This is a genomic window from Streptococcus mitis (assembly GCF_002096845.1).
GTDB classification, from domain to species: domain Bacteria; phylum Bacillota; class Bacilli; order Lactobacillales; family Streptococcaceae; genus Streptococcus; species Streptococcus mitis_A.
Genome location: NZ_NCVK01000058.1, coordinates 148,612 through 166,577, shown reverse-complemented (window position 1 = coordinate 166,577; position 17,966 = coordinate 148,612). Strand labels below are relative to the sequence as shown.

General features: G+C 39.4%; 12 protein-coding genes and 1 other RNA gene. 2 read left to right on the top strand and 11 right to left on the bottom strand.

The window, feature by feature from the left end; translation table 11 throughout:
- From B7695_RS11675 to B7695_RS08500, 8 genes are all read right to left on the bottom strand, one after another.
- Positions 1-3,951: Rib/alpha-like domain-containing protein (locus tag B7695_RS11675; protein WP_275655694.1), on the bottom strand; the 3,951-nt coding region annotated here is incomplete at its 3' end.
- 577 nt (positions 3,952-4,528) lie between these two features.
- Entirely contained in the window at positions 4,529-5,218 is a 690-nt protein-coding gene (locus tag B7695_RS08530) for a response regulator transcription factor (protein WP_084891107.1), read from the bottom strand.
- Between the two features lie 11 nt (positions 5,219-5,229).
- Positions 5,230-6,654: an NADP-dependent phosphogluconate dehydrogenase gene (gndA, locus tag B7695_RS08525; RefSeq protein WP_000158778.1), complete on the bottom strand. Its 1,425-nt coding sequence runs from the start codon at positions 6,652-6,654 to the stop codon at positions 5,230-5,232.
- 75 nt (positions 6,655-6,729) lie between these two features.
- Positions 6,730-8,124, bottom strand: a complete 1,395-nt coding sequence (mapZ, locus tag B7695_RS08520; RefSeq protein ID WP_084891105.1) for a cell division site-positioning protein MapZ — start codon at positions 8,122-8,124, stop codon at positions 6,730-6,732.
- A gap of 12 nt (positions 8,125-8,136) precedes the next feature.
- The gene (locus tag B7695_RS08515) at positions 8,137-9,294 is read right to left on the bottom strand and encodes a THUMP domain-containing class I SAM-dependent RNA methyltransferase (protein WP_084891103.1); all 1,158 of its coding nucleotides are present in this window, start codon (positions 9,292-9,294) and stop codon (positions 8,137-8,139) included.
- Positions 9,295-9,378: 84 nt separating this feature from the next.
- Positions 9,379-9,759, bottom strand: an RNA gene (gene rnpB, locus B7695_RS08510) — RNase P RNA component class B.
- Between the two features lie 20 nt (positions 9,760-9,779).
- Positions 9,780-10,121, bottom strand: a complete 342-nt coding sequence (gpsB, locus tag B7695_RS08505) for a cell division regulator GpsB (RefSeq protein WP_000094897.1) — start codon at positions 10,119-10,121, stop codon at positions 9,780-9,782.
- Positions 10,122-10,190: 69 nt separating this feature from the next.
- Positions 10,191-10,718, bottom strand: coding sequence for an SLOG family protein (locus B7695_RS08500; RefSeq protein ID WP_084891101.1), 528 nt, complete (start codon positions 10,716-10,718; stop codon positions 10,191-10,193).
- 66 nt (positions 10,719-10,784) lie between these two features.
- Between B7695_RS08500 and recU the strand changes: the two genes are divergently transcribed.
- Together recU and pbp1a are read left to right on the top strand one after the other, a co-directional pair.
- Complete coding sequence (gene recU, locus B7695_RS08495) at positions 10,785-11,381, top strand: Holliday junction resolvase RecU (RefSeq protein WP_081529550.1); 597 nt, start codon at positions 10,785-10,787, stop codon at positions 11,379-11,381.
- Positions 11,378-13,558, top strand: a complete 2,181-nt coding sequence (gene pbp1a, locus B7695_RS08490) for a penicillin-binding protein PBP1A (protein ID WP_084891099.1) — start codon at positions 11,378-11,380, stop codon at positions 13,556-13,558. The genes recU and pbp1a overlap by 4 nt, the downstream gene beginning before the upstream one ends.
- 141 nt (positions 13,559-13,699) lie before the next feature.
- Here pbp1a and B7695_RS08485 read toward each other — a convergent pair whose 3' ends face one another.
- From B7695_RS08485 to glf, 3 genes are all read right to left on the bottom strand, one after another.
- Positions 13,700-15,679: a peptide ABC transporter substrate-binding protein gene (locus B7695_RS08485; RefSeq protein WP_084891097.1), complete on the bottom strand. Its 1,980-nt coding sequence runs from the start codon at positions 15,677-15,679 to the stop codon at positions 13,700-13,702.
- Between the two features lie 156 nt (positions 15,680-15,835).
- Positions 15,836-16,861: an acyltransferase family protein gene (locus B7695_RS08480; protein ID WP_084891095.1), complete on the bottom strand. Its 1,026-nt coding sequence runs from the start codon at positions 16,859-16,861 to the stop codon at positions 15,836-15,838.
- The gene (gene glf, locus B7695_RS08475) at positions 16,854-17,960 is read right to left on the bottom strand and encodes a UDP-galactopyranose mutase (RefSeq protein ID WP_084891093.1); all 1,107 of its coding nucleotides are present in this window, start codon (positions 17,958-17,960) and stop codon (positions 16,854-16,856) included. Before glf ends, B7695_RS08480 begins: the two co-directional genes overlap by 8 nt.
- Between the last annotated feature and the right edge of the window lie 6 nt (positions 17,961-17,966).

Sequence of the window (17,966 nt, the reverse complement as noted above, 5' to 3'; positions counted from 1 at the left end):
GTTTTCGTCCGCTACGCCTTCACCAAGCTTGTTACCGTCTTTGTCGAACAACTCAACCTTAGATCCTGGTTCTGCTGTCACTTCAACTGGTGTCTTAGTTCCTGCTTTATCTGTTAGATCTGTTTTGATTTCTGGTTTAGCTGGAGCTTTTGTATCTGGTGTTGCTGGATCTTCTGGTTTAGATTCCGGTTTAGAGTTAGGATCTTTTGGATCTGTTCCCTTAGCGACTTCTTCTTTATCTGTGAAGCCATCACCATCTGTATCAGCTTTCTTAGGATCTGTTCCTTTATCTGCTTCTTCCTTATCAGTCAAGCCATCGCCGTCTGTATCAGCTTTCTTAGGATCTGTTCCTTTGTCTGCTTCTTCCTTATCAGTCAAGCCATCGCCGTCTGTATCAGCTTTCTTAGGATCTGTTCCTTTGTCTGCTTCTTCTTTATCAGTCAAGCCATCGCCATCTGTATCAGCTTTCTTAGGATCTGTTCCTTTGTCTGCTTCCTCTTTATCAGTCAAGCCATCGTCATCTGTATCCTTAGTTGTTGGATCTTCAGGTAAACTTGGGTCTTTAACCGTTACTTTAACTGGAACTTCTTCTTTAGATCCATCTGGGTATGTTACAACTACTGTCGCATCTTTTTCACCTGGTGTCGCTGTGTCTACTGGATCTTTGAAGGCTACTTTTGTACCCTTAGGAAGATCTTTTACATTTCCAATTGAATCTTCTGCTTTTGGTGTTGTTCCTTTGTCTACAGTTTGTGGTTTACCTGTTGGTGTGTTCTTATCTGCATCTGTTGGTGCTGAACTTGGGTCTTTAACCGTTACTTTAACTGGAACTTCTTCTTTAGATCCATCTGGGTATGTTACAACTACTGCCGCATCTTTTTCACCTGGTGTTGCTGTGTCTACTGGATCTTTGAAGGCTACTTTTGTACCCTTAGGAAGATCTTTTACATTTCCAATTGAATCTTCTGCTTTTGGTATTGTTCCTTTGTCTACAGTTTGTGGTTTACCTGTTGGTGTGTTCTTATCTGCATCTGTTGGTGCTGGATTTACTAGATATGCTGCTGCAATCTTATCTTTTGATCCATCAGGATAAGTGATAGTAAGGTTCCCTTTTTCATCCACACTGTATTGTGAATCTGCTGGAAGACTTGGGTTAGCAGCTTTAACAGAGGCGATAACCTTGTTCTTGTCATCTTCACTAAGATTATTAGAATTTGCAACATCTAATTTTGTACCTGCAACTGGTTCATATTTCTTAGCAGTCTCAAGAACATTTACTATAAGTTCTCTGTATATCGTTGTTGGTTTATCTCGATTCTTCGCATGGAAAATAACACTTGTACTTCCTGCTGGCTGGTCCATTGCAACAGTTCCACTATATTTAGCATCACGTTGTCTAATCGTACTTCCACGTGGGTCATCTAGATATCCTCCCGTTGGCTCTACTCCTTTTATAGCTAGTGGATTTTTTTCAACTGAAAATTTCCCTAAAGCTGTAGCTTGAGCTACAACATCAACATCAATTTTATCACCAGGATATACTGTAATCTCTGATCTACTTACCAATAGTCTAGTATCATTATTACCAGTCACACCACCATCCTTAACAGTCAACGGTGATGCTGTAACCGTAATCGGTGTACTCTTAGCTGACTCTTTACCACTTGCTGGTGTTGAAGTCGCTGTAATCTCTCCTGCTGGAAGACTGTTTGTAGGGTGAACAGTTGCTACACCTTGGTCGTTAGCTACCGCTTCACCGATCACAACGCCATCTTTATTGTAAAGTTTAACAGTTGAACCTGCTGGTGCTTTAACTGTCACATCAGCTGGAGTACTTGCTTTACCTGCCAAATCATTGACAATTTCTGGACCACTAGTTGTTGGTGTTTCTGGTTGTGGAGTAACTGCCGCTGGAGTCTCTTCTTTTGGTGTTTCTGGTTGTGGAGTAACTGCCGCTGGAGTTGCTTCTACAGCATCACTTACTTCTGATGTTTTACCATTTTTGGTAGCTGTCGCTGCTACAATACCGGTTGGAATGTTTACTGTTGGAGTGATGCTTGCTACACCTTGGTCGTTCGCAACGGCTGAACCAAGTTTAGTGCCATCATGGGCGAACAAGGAAACTGTAGACCCCGCTTCTGCTTTCACTTCAACCGGAGTTTTAGTGTTAGCTTTACCTGTTAGACTTGTCGTGATAACTGGCTTAGCTGGTGCTACTGCTTCTTTTTCAACAATTACTTTTACTGGAACTTCTTTTGTAGATGTGTCTGGGTAAGTTACAACCGCTATTGCTGGTTTTTCACCTGGGTTTTGTGTATCTACTGCTTCCTTGTACGCAACTGTTGTTCCTTGTGGAAGAGTGTCAAAGTTTCCAATTGATTTTTTCGCATCTGGTTTTTGACCAACTTTTACAGTTTGATCTTTCGCTGTTGGTTCAGGGGAAACATCAGACTGCCACATTTTCACAGGGTTAGCTGCAATGTTGGCAAAAGCTGCATTAGCACCTGCAGTGGCACTACGCATCATCCCAAACACAACCTTCATATCTTTCAGTTGTTCATTAGTTGTGTCATTAGGAACTGTTGTTGTAAAGCTCCATACATAGCTATTAAATTCATCACCACCTGTAGTTGAACGGTCTACAATCAATCGGTCTTCATTTATAGCTGCCCCCCTTAGCATATCTCGAGTCGTCGGAGAATTATCTGAAGCTGCATCCTTAAAATATCTAGGAAGTTGAGTAGCAAGATTTTCTACAGAACGCCCTCTAAGCTTACTAGGCCAATCTTTTAGATTAAAGGTATCAAGACCTGCTCTTGGTAGACCTGAAGCACTGTCTGGCGTTGGATTGTCAAACGTTGAAGAAGCGCTAACCGGTTCACCATTCGGGTCGGGACGTTTGAATTTTTTAGCAACAGGATCCCATTTAGGATTTGTTGGCTTCGCATACTGCGCACGCGTAATCGTATCCGGCATATTCACTTCTTTAGGAATCTGGACATAGTTACGGTAAACCTCTCCACCGTCAGTATGGTACGTATTCGATAAATTCTCTGAATGATCGTTAAAATAGACAAGCCAATCTAATGAAGTAATCTTCCCGTTCTCATCTTTGTGGTATCTAACTTTATAATTTGTTACCCGAGAAACTATCTCATTAGCAGCTTTCGCACTCGTGTTACGATTAACATCATTAAGGATATAGGTATCACTATGACCATTTGCTTCCGCATTTGCATCTTCCGCATAAGCAACTTCCGCCCTAAATTGAATTCCTGCTGGGATTCTTTGATTATTACGTGGATCGTTAGATCCTGTGTTTTCGATTGAGTTAGATTCTGATTTAGGTTCAGTGTTTTCTGCTTGTTTACCTACAGTTTCTTTTCCGTTAGTAGTATCTACTGTTGGAGTTTCTTTTTTCTCTACAGGTTTGTTTTTTAATTTAGAGTTCACTGTAGTGACAAGTTTACTGTAAGCTTTTTTTAGTTCAGCTTGAGTAGTTGCATTCGCTAATGTAGCTTTTGCAGCTTCTAAGTCAGCTTTTAAGACTGCAACACTTTCTTCAGTTTTATTAGCGTAAGAACCGTTAGAAAGTTTTGTCTCAATTTCTGAAATGTAGCTTTCAAGTTTTGTTTTATCTAAAGCTTTAACTTCTTTTGCAGTTTCTCCATCAAGTTTTGCTGCTACAGCTGGTGTTCCAGCAGCTTCTGGCTTGATTTCTGCTAGAGCAGCAGGTGCCTCATAAGTCTTGCCATCTCCGTTCTGTGTAGGGTTAACATCCCCAGTTGTCGAGTTGCTTGTTACAGTAGCTTCTGCCGTGTCTGCATAGACCACTTGAGTAGCTAAGCTAGCTCCGACCGCAAAAACAAGAGAACAACCGAATAGGAAATGCTTTCCTTTTTTGATCATTCTCCAGTTCTTTTGCTCTGCATTTTTACGATTAAAATACACTATATTTTCTCCTTTTAATTTCTAAAAATAGCATGTAGTACACATACACATACACATACACATACACATACACATACACATACACATACACATACACATACATTCAACATTATAATTTATATAAGCAGATTTGTCAATTATATTAATTGTTTTTTATTTTTTCAGAATATTTCAGGATTTGAATCATTCGTTATATTATAATGTTGCACTAAAAATAAAATCCCTATTTTCTTCAAAACTATGATAAATGCCATTTTTTGAATACTTATAAAGAATATATTGATTTCACCTACAGCTAGCTCATCCCTTTTGAGTGTCAAAAAGTAGAGAACTATGAAAGTAAAGCTTATCAGATACCAATACTCTTCGAAAATCTCTTCACATCACGTCAGCGTCGCCTTACCGTACTCAAGTACAGCTTACGGCTAGCTTCCTAGTTTGCTTTTTGATTTTCATTGAGTATAAGGACCTGCATTTGTTATTCTTCAAAAAAAGCTCTATACTATCTGGAGTTCAGGAATTCCTGCTACAGATAGTATAGAGCTCAAACAACAGTTACACAAGGGTGACTGCTTTTCTATTCTTGCATGGTGTAACCGATACCACGAACGGTTTTAATGTAGCTTTTTTGACCTTTTACATCAAGCTTGCTACGTAGATAACGGATATAGACATCCACGATATTCGTTTCGGTCGCACTTTCATACTTCCAGACACTTTCCAACAACTGCTCACGAGTCAGAACTTTCTTGCTTCCCATAAGAGTAGCCAAAAGGTCATACTCACGACGGGTCAGAGCAATCATCTCTTCGCCACGATAAACGGTATGATGCTCTACATCCATACGCAGATTGCGGTAAGACGTTGGAACCTTCATCTGACTACAGTGTTGGTCGATGAAGTCCCGACCTCGGAAAATCGCTGAAATACGAGCCACCAGATTCTCAATAATAACTGGCTTATAGATATAAGAAACAGCAAAGCGTTGGATTGTCTCAATCTGATCTTGCAAGTCTTCGCGATGGTCCAAGACCATGATCACTGAGGCTGGCTTAGTCCGACTCAGCTTGTCTGCAAAATCCTGGGCCGTCATATCCCCCAGACGAGCATTCAATAAAATCAAGTCATAGTCTGTCTGAAGAGCCATGGAGAGGGCTTTTTGCCCCTCCTCAACCTGATCAACTCGGTATTGCTCTTTTTGGAGTTCCAAACTTAAAAAATGAGCTAGATTTCGTTCTTTCTCAAGTAATAAAATCCGTTTCCCCATGGTAGACCTACTTATTTTTCGTCATACCAAGAGTAGTGGAATGTTCCTTCTTTGTCTTTACGTTGGTAAGTGTGGGCACCAAAGTAGTCACGTTGCGCTTGGATCAAGTTAGCTGGAAGGTCAGCTGAACGGTAGCTATCAAAGTAAGTAATGGCTGCTGAGAAAGTTGGCACTGGTACACCAGCTTGAACCGCAAGAGCTACGATATCACGCACTGCTTGTTGATACTTAGCAGTAACATCCAAGAAGTATTCATCCAAAAGAAGGTTCGCAAGGTCTGCATCACGGTTGTAAGCATCTGTAATCTTTTGCAAGAAACGAGAACGAATGATACAGCCATCACGCCAGATAGATGCGATGTCTGCAAATGGCAAGTTCCAGTTGTTTTCTTTAGAAGCTACACGCAATTGGGCAAAACCTTGTGCGTATGAAATGATTTTTGAGAAGTAAAGGGCTTGACGGATTTTTTCAATCAACTCAGCCTTGTCTCCTTCAAATTTGAAGGCAGCTGGTTTTGGAAGGACCTTGCTAGCATGCACACGTTCTTCTTTATAAGTAGAGATGTAACGTGCAAATACTGACTCAGTAATTAATGACAATGGCACACCAAGGTCAAGTGATGATTGGCTAGTCCATTTACCAGTTCCCTTGTTACCTGCAGCATCAAGGATGTAGTCTACGATTGGTCCATCTTGGCCTTCATCGTCTTTACGGCTCAAGATATCAGCTGTGATTTCGATCAAGTAGCTGTCCAATTCACCCTTGTTCCACTCAGTAAAGATTTCAGCCATATCTTCTGCTGAAAGACCTAACAAGTGTTGCATCAAGTCATAACTTTCTGCGATCAATTGCATATCACCATACTCGATACCATTGTGAACCATTTTCACATAGTGACCAGCTCCATCAGGACCGATGTAAGTCACACATGGTTTACCATCTTCTGGTGCTTTAGCTGAGATTTCTTCAAGAACATCCGCAACCAATTCGTAGGCCTCTTTTTGTCCACCAGGCATGATAGAAGGACCTTCAAGGGCACCTTTTTCACCACCAGAAACCCCAGTACCGATAAAGTTGATACCTGAGTTTGCCAATTCTTCATTACGACGGATTGTATCTTTGTAGAAAGTGTTTCCTCCGTCAATCAAGATATCACCCTTGTCAAGGTGTGGAAGAAGGGCTTGAATTGTAGCATCTGTACCAGGTCCAGCTTGAACCATCAGCATGATACGACGAGGTTTTTCGATTGAGTTTACAAAACTTTCAACGTCATAGCTTGGTACAAAGTTCTTTTCAGGATGGCAAGCAATCACATCTTCAGTTTTTTCTTTACTACGGTTGTAAATAGCAACTGTGTAACCACGAGATTCAATATTAAGGGCAAGGTTACGACCCATTACGGCCATACCTACGACACCAAAGTTAGCTTTTGTCATGTGACACTCCTCTTGTTTAATTTGTTTTATTTTATCATTTTTACTTTTGAAAAGAAAGAATTTTGTAACGACTGCTTAGTAGTCCAAGTCATCCGCATGTCCAGAACCATTTCCAACAAAGTATCCTGTCTTACAGTTAAGGGTAAATAGATAGGTTCCGTCTGGCTTATAGAGATTGTAATAACCATTGCCATTAACGATATTAACACGTTCGAGGATATATTGGTTGCCAGTTATGTAGCCACGTGAACGTGAAGTCGCGAGAATTTGTTCCAAGACACCATCCGCAAAATCCCAGGCAGAGTTGTTACTATCATCAATAGCAGACTGATTATAGGGAACACGACTGGCACTTCTTTGAACAGCAACCCCTGCACTCGAGAGACCCATATTGACTTCACTGCGAGAACTTCTAGTTTCATTTGAACTACTTGGTTTTGTCTCACTAGTCGTATTTGAACTTGCTTGACTAGAGCTTGAGTTACTAGTTTCACTTGAACTTGAGCTCGAAGTACTTGTTTGCTGGCTCTTACCAAGGCTAATAGCCTTATCTAGCACTTTATCAATCTCAGTATTGCCAGTTTTAATATCCGTAAATTTAGCATCCGATTTGACTTTGGCATTGGTATCCAAAACACCATCAACAATAGCTGGTTTCTCAAATTGTGCATTGACATCTTGAATGGCCTTGATTTGCGTTGCTAGACTATCATACTTAGATTTGGCAAGCGTATGTTCACGACTACCTTCCAGCTTATCAAGCAAGGTTTTAAGTTGAGTCAGTTTATCAAACTGGCTATTTTTTAAAGCCGTTTTGTTGCTATCTGTGTAGAAGGCATCATATAAATTATTAAATTCTTCCGCTTCTGCCTGCGAGTTTTTGGTTGATTGAGAAGTCTGAATTTCCTTGGTCGAGCGATTCACTTGACGGTAAACATAGTAAGCAGTTCCAAGGATAAGAACCACTAGCGCTGCTAGAATCCCGTAAATCAACCATTTCTTCTTACTTTCTCCATCTTCACTATCCGTAACTCGAGAAAGTATTGGAACCTCTTCTCCTTCAAACAATTGTACTTCTTCAGGCTCAAATTCTTCGACAGGGGGAGCTTCTGAAACACGTGTAAATTCTAAATCATCAAACTGATTCAAGTCATCTTCTTGTACTGAGGACTCAACTTCTGTCTCCTCACGAATCTCTTGAAGCAAGTCATCAAGAGTCGAGGTAACAGCTTCTTCTTTTCCAACTAACTCCTCTTTTTTGTATTGGCGAGTCGCAAACTTATCTGCTTCGATTTCATCTTTGTGTTGCTTGACATACTTGTCCAAAATGGAATCTTCAGGCAAGACTCCTGCTTCCACTTCTTCATTTTTACGAATAGCTTGACCAACTGTTAACTCTTTTGCTTCATCAAAATCAAATCGCGGTTCTTGGCCTTCTTTTTTATGACGATTCCGTCTTTTCTTACTCATGAGTATCCCTTTCTATTCTACCTCTTGGCGTTTAACACGCTGACCAAAATATTGATACAGATCCACTTTCAAGGTTCCGTTGTATAACTTACGTTTCTTATCCGCCTGACTACCATACTTACTTTCAAATGATTCATCACTAGTTAGGATAAATTTGCTCCACGTTTTCAGCGGTTCAAATACCTGGCCCATTTCAGCATATAACTTGGTAACACCTTCATCATCTGACAAACGTTCTCCATAAGGCGGATTAGAGATAATCACTCCATTGATTTTATCGGAACGCAAATCCTGCACGCGCATCTGCTTAAAAGTAATGTCTCCTGCAACACCAGCTTCCTGAGCATTAGCCTTAGCAATCTCCACCATGCGAGCATCAATATCACAACCCATGATATCCAGTTCCAGTTCACGATCCACTTTTTGGGCCGCTTCTGTGCGCACTTCTTGGATCAAACGATCACTGACCCAGTTCCATTCCTCAAATGCAAAGGAACGACGAAGACCAGGCGCCATCTTTCTAGCAATCATGACTGCCTCAATACAGAAAGTCCCCGAACCACAGGTCGGATCAATCAAAGGCTTGTCTGGATACCAGTTAGAAAGTTGCAAAATGGCTGCCGCCATGTTTTCCTTGATAGGAGCGCCACCCTTTTCCGTACGATAACCACGTTTAAAGAGGCTAGACCCTGTCGTATCAATCATGACAGTTGCCACATCTTTTAGAATAGAGACCTCAATCTTAAACTCTGGGCCATTCTCCATCAGAGGAACACCTTCTGGACGAGCATAGTGTTTCTGCATTTTCTTGACAACAGCTTTCTTAGAAATAGCCTGAACACTCGGCTCATTGTGAAGTTTAGATTTAACACATTTGGCCTTGGAAATCGGGAACCGAGCTCCGAGTGGTAAATAATTTTCCCAATCTAAAGCAAAAACTCCCTGAAAGAGCTCCTCAAAAGTCTTAGCTGGGAAAGTTCCTACGATGATCTTGATACGATCTGCTGCCCGAAGCCAGAGGTTGGTTTCAATAATCGCTCTCACGTCTCCTTGAAAACGAACACGTCCATTTTCAACCTGACAATCGTAGCCCAACTCTCGCACTTCTCGTCCCACAACAGCTTCAAGTCCTGCTGCCACAGTTGCAATTAAATTAAATTCTTTTTTCATGTTACAGTCTTGCAAGACCTTTCTATATGTCCACTTTAAAAAATGAGGTTGAGAAAATTTCTCAGCCCCAACCTATATGCAATTTTCTATAAGCCATGTTTTGTTCCAGAAGTGACTAGGACCACTTCCTTCGATAATCATCTGTCTACCACTAACAGCTCTAGCTGATAGCAGTCAGAATACTACGTTCGTTTCCGCGTACTCCATGCCCCGACCAAAATTTGGGTTGCTAGCTTGAGGGGTTTACCGCGTTCCACTCTCTCCGTTTCCAGAAAGACTCCGTCACTGTGGCACTTTCAAGCCTACTCTGACCTATCCGAGGACTTAGCCATTTCAACTGCCGTAACGATTACTCGTCCCTAGGCTTATGGTTTCGCCTAGCACAAACACTACAGGCATCACAGCCTGTGCTAGCATGGACTTTCCTCATGAGAAGCAACTCTCCTCACGCGATTATCCAAAAATTGCATGTGACAAGACCTGAATTACAAATCAGGATTGTCTAAAATTTGTTTGCCGAATACTTCTTTTTCAAGACGATTCAAGCGTTTCAAAATATCAAAATTCGTCATAGAAGATGAAGCTGCCACATCAATTGGATCTGGGTGACTAGGACTTGGGGCTGAACTCACTTGCGGTTTACGGGCTAATTCTTCCTTCAAATCTGCAATTTCCTGACGAAGTGACTTGACCAAGGCAGCATAGGTTTCATAGTCCTTAATGACATCGTCTAAAAACTCGTCAACTTCTACCTTACTATACCCTCGGACTTCACGCCCAAACTCTTGTTCAAAAATATCTTTCGCTGAAAAAATAATACTTGACATGTCTCTCTCCATTCTCGCTTGCTAGTATTATTATATAAAAAAAGCCAAACAAAAATCAAGGTCAAAGCTTCAATTTTCGGAAAAATTTTCAGCAAGTTCATTTAGCCGATCAAATGTTAATCTCTTTATAAAATAGTCCTCTTGATTTTTCATCTTTTGGTAAAAATAAGCTAATTTCGTTTCATTTTCTTCATCATAAAAAAGATAGGAACTATTCGTATTTTCCAGTAAAAACTGCTGGTAATCTCTTAACTGCCCCTTGTGTTCATAGCGAGGATAGGCATATTTGACAAAATCTACTTGCTTAAAACGACTCAGTTTCATCTGATTGTCTTCATTCCAATTTTCCCCATGGGTTTCAAAAGCAAAAATGGTAGCCAACTGGAAACCGTATTCGGTCTTCATTTCCTGAGCAACCTCTAAAACCCAATATTCAAAGCCCAAAGTCCCTGTAAATACAAGCCAAGTCACCCCATCTGCTGCCATAGCTTCTAAATCTTTACGTATCGCTTTTTTAATCAATTTAAGCCGAGGATCCTTGTCAGAAAACAAACCCAAATCAAAAGCAGAATATCCTAAAACCAAAGCTGTAGTCATTTTTAACCCTTCCTGTGCAAATTTATGATATAATAGAGTGATGTTATTGTACCAATAAGGAGAATTATGGTCAACTATCCTCATAAAATTTCATCACAAAAAAGACAAACATCTCTTTCTCAACCCAAAAATTTCGCAAATCGAGGAATGTCTTTTGAAAAGATGATCAATGCTACCAACGACTACTATTTGTCTCAGGGATTGGCAGTTATACACAAGAAACCAACCCCTATTCAAATCGTACGAGTGGACTATCCACAACGAAGTCGTGCCAAGATTGTTGAAGCCTATTTTCGACAAGCTTCAACGACAGACTATTCTGGCGTTTATAATGGATATTACATCGACTTTGAAGCCAAGGAAACAAAACAAAAACGTGCGATTCCGATGAAAAATTTCCATCCACATCAGATTCAGCATATGGAACAAGTCCTTGCCCAACAAGGAATCTGCTTTGTCCTTCTTCACTTTTCTTCTCTGCAAGAAACCTACTTATTGCCGGCATTCGATTTGATTCGCTTCTATCATCAAGATAAGGGACAAAAATCAATGCCACTTGGATATATTCGAGAATATGGATATGAAATCAAGGCTGGTGCCTTCCCTCAAATTCCCTATCTCAATGTTATCAAAGAACATTTATTAGGTGGTAAAACAAGATGAACAAACAAACTATCCTGCGAATAGCTAAGTATGTGAGTATCTGCTTCTTAACTTTATTTATCACAGCAGTTATGCTGGGAGGAGGCATATTTCTCTATTACGTCAGCAAAGCCCCAGCCCTATCTGAGAGCAAATTAGTCGCAACCACGTCTAGTAAGATTTTCGATAGTAAAAACGAACTGATTGCCGATCTGGGCTCTGAACGCCGAGTAAACGCTCAGGCCAACGAAATTCCTACTGATTTGGTCAAGGCTATCGTATCGATTGAAGACCATCGTTTTTTCGATCATCGCGGTGTCGATACCATCCGAATTATAGGGGCCTTTTTACGTAACTTACAAAACAACTCCCTCCAGGGAGGATCTACCCTTACCCAACAATTAATTAAGTTGACCTATTTCTCAACTTCCACTTCTGATCAGACCATTTCACGTAAAGCCCAGGAAGCTTGGTTGGCTGTTCAATTAGAACAAAAAGCAACAAAACAAGAAATTCTGACCTACTATGTGAATAAAGTTTACATGTCTAACGGAAACTATGGAATGCAGACGGCTGCCCAAAACTATTACGGCAAAGATTTGCGAGAACTATCACTACCTCAACTTGCCCTACTAGCTGGAATGCCTCAGGCACCAAACCAATATGATCCCTATTCTCATCCAGAAGCTGCCCTTGACCGTCGTAACTTGGTACTTTCAGAGATGAAAGGTCAAGGCTACATTTCTGCCGAACAGTATGAGAAGGCTATCAATACTCCTATTACTGATGGACTCCAAAGTTTGAAATCAGTCAATAGCTACCCAGCCTATATGGACAATTATCTCAAAGAGGTTATCGACCAAGTAGAACGAGAAACTGGCTATAACCTTCTAACTACTGGGATGGATGTTTACACAAATGTAGACCAAGAGGCTCAAAAACGTCTGTGGGATATCTACAACTCCGAGCAATACGTCTCTTACCCTGACGATGATTTGCAAGTCGCATCTACGGTCGTAGATGTTTCCAATGGTAAAGTCATCGCCCAACTTGGAGCTCGTCACCAAGCAAGTAACGTTTCATTTGGTACCAACCAAGCCGTTGAAACCAACCGTGACTGGGGTTCTACTATGAAACCAATCACTGACTATGCTCCCGCTTTAGAATATGGAGTCTATGACTCTACTGCAACTATAGTACATGATGTTCCTTATAACTATCCAGGTACTGATACTCCCCTCTACAACTGGGATAAAGTCTACTTTGGAAATATTACAATCCAGTATGCACTTCAACAGTCACGTAATGTCACAGCCGTTGAGACTTTGAATAAGGTCGGTCTAGATAGAGCTAAAACCTTTCTTAATGGTCTTGGTATCGACTATCCAAGCATGCATTATGCAAACGCCATTTCAAGTAACACAACTGAATCCAACAAACAGTACGGAGCAAGTAGTGAAAAAATGGCTACTGCCTACGCCGCCTTTGCTAATGGTGGTATTTACCACAAACCAATGTATATCAATAAAATCGTCTTCAGTGATGGTAGTGAAAAAGAATTTTCTGATGCTGGTACACGAGCTATGAAAGAAACTACTGCCTATATGATGACCGAAATGATGAAAACTGTTTTAGCTTACGGAATCGGACGTGGTGCTTACCTACCATGGCTTCCACAAGCAGGTAAGACAGGTACTTCTAACTATACTGATGACGAAATTGAAAAGTATATCAAGAACACTGGCTACGTAGCTCCAGATGAAAGTTTTGTAGGTTATACTCGTAAGTATTCTATGGCTGTATGGACTGGTTACTCAAATCGTCTAACTCCAATCGTTGGAGATGGTTTCCTAGTTGCTGCTAAGGTTTATCGCTCAATGATATCGTATCTATCAGAAGATGACCAACCTGGAGATTGGACGATGCCAGACGGCCTGTTCCGAAATGGAGAATTCGTCTTCCAGAACAACGCGAAGAACACATGGAATAATTCAGCAACACAACAAACACAAACGGTAGAAACTCCAAGCACAACAGCTGAAAGTTCAACTACACAGGCAAGTACGACGGTTGGTCAACAACCCAATAATGCTCCAGCAACTGATCCTAATCAAGGACAAGCTGGCCAGGCTGTTCAACCGACACAACCAGTACAACCAACGCCACAAAATCCACAAGTTCAACAACCACAACAGTGAGATGAAAGAAAATCCTGAGAATAAAAACTCAGGATTTTTTCTTCAACAAAATAGGATCTGTCATATCTAAAAGCGGTGACCGGCACCAATTCATTTTCGATAAACCAAAAGAAGTTAGCGAACAACTAACTTCTTTTTATCTTATTTCACATGTTTTGCAAGTTCTTCTTGCGCTTTTTTATTGGATTCTGCTTTTTCTTTCATCCATTTATCTTGAGCTTTTTGGTATTCATCTACAGTGACTGCCTTATCTTGAAGTTCCAAGTATTTGTACAAGAGTGGCTCACTTGTCCCTTTGTTTCCTGACAATGCAAATGGTATTGTAAATGGTACCATCTTAGACAAGATTGGACGCCCTGTACGAGATGTAGTTGGAATAATCAAAGCACTATCTGTCAACCAAGCTTGGGCCGCAGCGTATTTATCATATCGTTTAGAAACATCTGTAGCCTCATCACCAGCTTCTGTAACCAATTTTTCGTAGTCATATAGACCTACTTTTTTAGCAGCTACATTATCTTTCCCTGAGTCAAACCCTAAATATGTTTTAGTACTTTCTCCTACAGATGGTTTGATGATATCAAGGTAAGTTGATGGATCGGCAAAGTCTGGACCCCAACCGACATTATCTGATAAATCCCAGTCTTCGCCAGCAGCATTTTCAGCAAAATATGTAATATTGTTTACTTCATCTTTTTGCAGTTGTTGAATATCAATAATGACATTATCAGTTCCTAAAGTCGCTTCCAAGGATTGTTTCATAGATTGCACGCGCTGAACTTTTGTAGTTGCTGTTTGGTCAACAGGCATATCTAGGTGAATTGGGAATTGGACTCCTTCTGCTTGTAAGGCTGATTTAGCTTTAGCAAATTCAGACTTGGCTTTCTCTGGATTGTAAAGGCCATCCTGAGAATCTGCAAGATTAACATCCTTCCATTCATCCCCATAGGTTACTAATTTTTCTTTAACCATATCGCCAAAGTTTTTACCATCTGCTTGAACAAATGTTGGTGGAACAAAGAGATTACGTAAGATTTTGCTTGCTCCAGTTTCTCCATTCAACTGAGAGGCATAGGCTGTACGGTCAAATCCGAAAGCAATAGCCTGACGGAAATCCTTGTTTAAGAGAGCTTTTTTAGTAGATGTCTTTTGTTCTTCGCTGGTCTTAGATGTGTATTTATAAGATTGGCGGTCAATATTTGTACCAACTAGATACGTAACAGAGTCTTGTTGAGTATAGACAATATTGTCTTTCAGCTCTTTTTCAAGTTCTGCAAAACTTGCACTTGTTGGATAGAGACGAGCTGCTGTAAGGCTACCATCTTTAAAGTTTTCTGCTGGTTTGCTAGTATCTTGACCATCCCAGAATGACAATTTTATCTTATCAACATGAACATTGTCCTTATCCCAGTAGTTCGGATTTTTCGCAAATTCAACAGAGGATTTGGTCACAATAGATTTCAACAAATAAGGACCATTGTACAAGATACTACTTGGATCCGTAGCTTTGGCAAAATCATCCCCTTTTGAGTTCAAAAACTCTTCATTGACTGGCGCAAGCACACCCATGGTTGTTTTTGAGTTCCAAAAACTTTCCGGTTTGTTCAACGTGTATTGGACTGTTTGATCATCAAGGGCTTTAATCCCGACTTGAGAAAAATCTTTGATTTCCCCTTTAGCATAGGCATCTAGTCCTTTGATTGAATCCTGTACCAAGTAAAGGGCTTCTGCTTTCTTATCTGTTGCATATTTAAGACCTGTCACAAAGTCTTGAGCCTTAACAGGAGCATACTCTTCTCCCTCAGATGTATACCACTTGGCGTCCTGACGAATCTTATAAGTATAAGTCAAGCCATCTTTAGAAACTGACCAGTCCTCTGCCATTGAGGGAATAAGGTTCCCGTATTTATCATTTTCAAGCAATCCATCAATCACGTTACTAGTAATGTCAGCAGTTGCTGCCTTACCAGTTGTCAAATAGTTGAGATTATCTGGATGTGTCTCGTAGGTAAAGGCGAAGGTCTGCTCACCTTTAGCACCTGAGCCCCCTGAACAAGCAGCTAAAACACCCGCTGCTAATAAAGTCACTCCCGCAAGAGCCAATACTTTTCTTGTTTTCATAGTCTTCTCCTTTGTTTTTTTATTCATTATAGACCCTTTTTCAAGTCCTGTCAATACAATTTTCAGAATTTTTGAAAATTATTTTTTAAACATTAGGTTTGCAAAAATATGAATAACATCAAAAAACCTCAACTACATTAGGTAGTCAAGGAATGTTTATTTTAGTTTAATATATCTCTGTGGTATTAAAACAATATTCAATAATGGAATTTTCTTCAATACATTGGTTGCAAGTATTGATAAATACCAGCCCAAGACAATACCAATAACAATATGAAGAAAAACAGAACCAATTCCCATTTTTAACATTAGAATCCGAATCATACTACAAATTGGTGAATGGAAAATTAGAATCCCTATACTAATTTTCCCATATTTACTAAAATACCTAAAAATATTTTGGGATATTTTTTCTATTTTTGGAAAAATTATAAATGATAAGATAACATTACCTGTGTATCCAATAATCCACCATCTAGGATAGTTATAGTCCGTTATTATTTTACCATCTACATTAAATGAAATATACATTGTATAAATATATACGATATTAAATATGATTCCTAGTAGAATTATGTTCCTAAATCTAATATCATTAAATTTAACTGTTTTTAATACAGACCCCAACATGAAAATTACTCCCCATGCTAGAACTTTTTTTATAAAAAATATTTCTGACATATATACTAATGTAATTATATATCCGACTATACTAATCATAAAAAGATAGTTTTTGTTCTTTATAAATATTGATAAAAATCCGTATACTAAATATAGTGCCCATAATGTATACAAATACCATACAACTCCTAATGGTTCTTTATAAATATTTATCAAATTAAACAATGTAGTGGGAACACGTACCGATCCTCCCGCTATTTTCTGTAATACATAATGAATTATAGAATAAAATATATACGGTAATCCTAATACTATCGTTTTCTTCTTCATATAATAATAATACTCTTTAAAATTCTCTACAGATTTGAAAAAATATCCTGATAAAGCAAAGAATACTGGAATATGGAAAGTATATATAAATGCAATAACTATGGATAACCATTTGGCATCACTTGTAAATTTCCCAGAATCAAATAAACCAGTAAACACATGACCTATGACTACTAGAAATATTGCGAACCCTTTCCCAAAATCTATCCAGTTTATTCTATTTTTAGTCATTATTACCTAATTCCTCTCTTACTACATTAAGAGCTCTTTCGATTACTACGTGCATATCATAATATTTATAATCTGCAAGACGACCACAGAAGATAACCTTGTCATTTGTTGCTGCTTCTTCTTGATATTTAGCAAATATGGCATTGTTTCTCTCATCATTGATTGGATAATAAGGTTCATCTCCACGTTTCCAATCAGCTGGGTATTCACGAGTAATAACCGTTTTATCTTGTGTACCATACTCAAAATGTTTATGCTCAATAATGCGTGTATATGGAATTTCACGTTCTGTATAGTTTACAACTGCATTTCCTTGATAGTTCTCTTCATCAAGAACTTCATGCTCAAAACGAAGGCTACGGTATTCTAACTCACCATGTTTATAATCGAAGTATTGGTCAATCATCCCTGTAAAGACAACTTTTTCAGCAGAATCTTCTAATTCTTGACGATTAGCAAAAAAGTCAACTCCAAGTTCTACTTCCACATCCTTCAGCATATTTTCGATAATGACATTATAGCCACCGATTGGAATTCCTTGGTAACGATCATTGAAGTAGTTATTATCAAAAGTCAAACGAACTGGTAGACGTTTGATGATAAAGGGTGGAAGGTCAGTAGCAGAACGTCCCCATTGCTTTTCAGTATATCCTTTAATCAACTTTTCATAAATATCTGGACCGATCAACTTGATAGCCTGTTCTTCCAAGTTTTTAGGTTCAACGTCTTTCATGTGAGCCGTTTGCTCAGCAATCTTATCTTTGACCTCTTGAGGAGTTTTTGTACCCCACATAGCATAGAAAGTATTCATATTGAAAGGTAGATTATAAAGGCTACCCTTGTAATTAGCTACAGGCGAGTTGATGTAGTTGTTAAATTCAGCAAATTGATTAACATAATCCCAGACTTTCTTGTTAGAAGTATGGAAGATATGCGCACCGTATTTGTGAACATTGATTCCTTCAACGTTCTCACAATAGATGTTCCCACCAATGTGGTCACGTTTATCAATAACTTTTACTTTTTTTCCCCACTTGGTTGCTTCATAAGCAAAGATTGCACCTGACAATCCAGCACCAACGATTAAATAATCGTACATTTTATT

What these genes read in the sequence shown, in the direction of transcription:
- B7695_RS08530 (WP_084891107.1), bottom strand. Translation starts at nt 5,218, where the DNA reads ATGGGGAAACGGATTTTATTACTTGAGAAAGAACGAAATCTAGCTCAT.
- gndA (WP_000158778.1), bottom strand. Translation starts at nt 6,654, where the DNA reads ATGACAAAAGCTAACTTTGGTGTCGTAGGTATGGCCGTAATGGGTCGT.
- mapZ (WP_084891105.1), bottom strand. Translation starts at nt 8,124, where the DNA reads ATGAGTAAGAAAAGACGGAATCGTCATAAAAAAGAAGGCCAAGAACCG.
- B7695_RS08515 (WP_084891103.1), bottom strand. Translation starts at nt 9,294, where the DNA reads ATGAAAAAAGAATTTAATTTAATTGCAACTGTGGCAGCAGGACTTGAA.
- gpsB (WP_000094897.1), bottom strand. Translation starts at nt 10,121, where the DNA reads ATGTCAAGTATTATTTTTTCAGCGAAAGATATTTTTGAACAAGAGTTT.
- B7695_RS08500 (WP_084891101.1), bottom strand. Translation starts at nt 10,718, where the DNA reads ATGACTACAGCTTTGGTTTTAGGATATTCTGCTTTTGATTTGGGTTTG.
- recU (WP_081529550.1), top strand. Translation starts at nt 10,785, where the DNA reads ATGGTCAACTATCCTCATAAAATTTCATCACAAAAAAGACAAACATCT.
- pbp1a (WP_084891099.1), top strand. Translation starts at nt 11,378, where the DNA reads ATGAACAAACAAACTATCCTGCGAATAGCTAAGTATGTGAGTATCTGC.
- B7695_RS08485 (WP_084891097.1), bottom strand. Translation starts at nt 15,679, where the DNA reads ATGAAAACAAGAAAAGTATTGGCTCTTGCGGGAGTGACTTTATTAGCA.
- B7695_RS08480 (WP_084891095.1), bottom strand. Translation starts at nt 16,861, where the DNA reads ATGACTAAAAATAGAATAAACTGGATAGATTTTGGGAAAGGGTTCGCA.
- glf (WP_084891093.1), bottom strand. Translation starts at nt 17,960, where the DNA reads ATGTACGATTATTTAATCGTTGGTGCTGGATTGTCAGGTGCAATCTTT.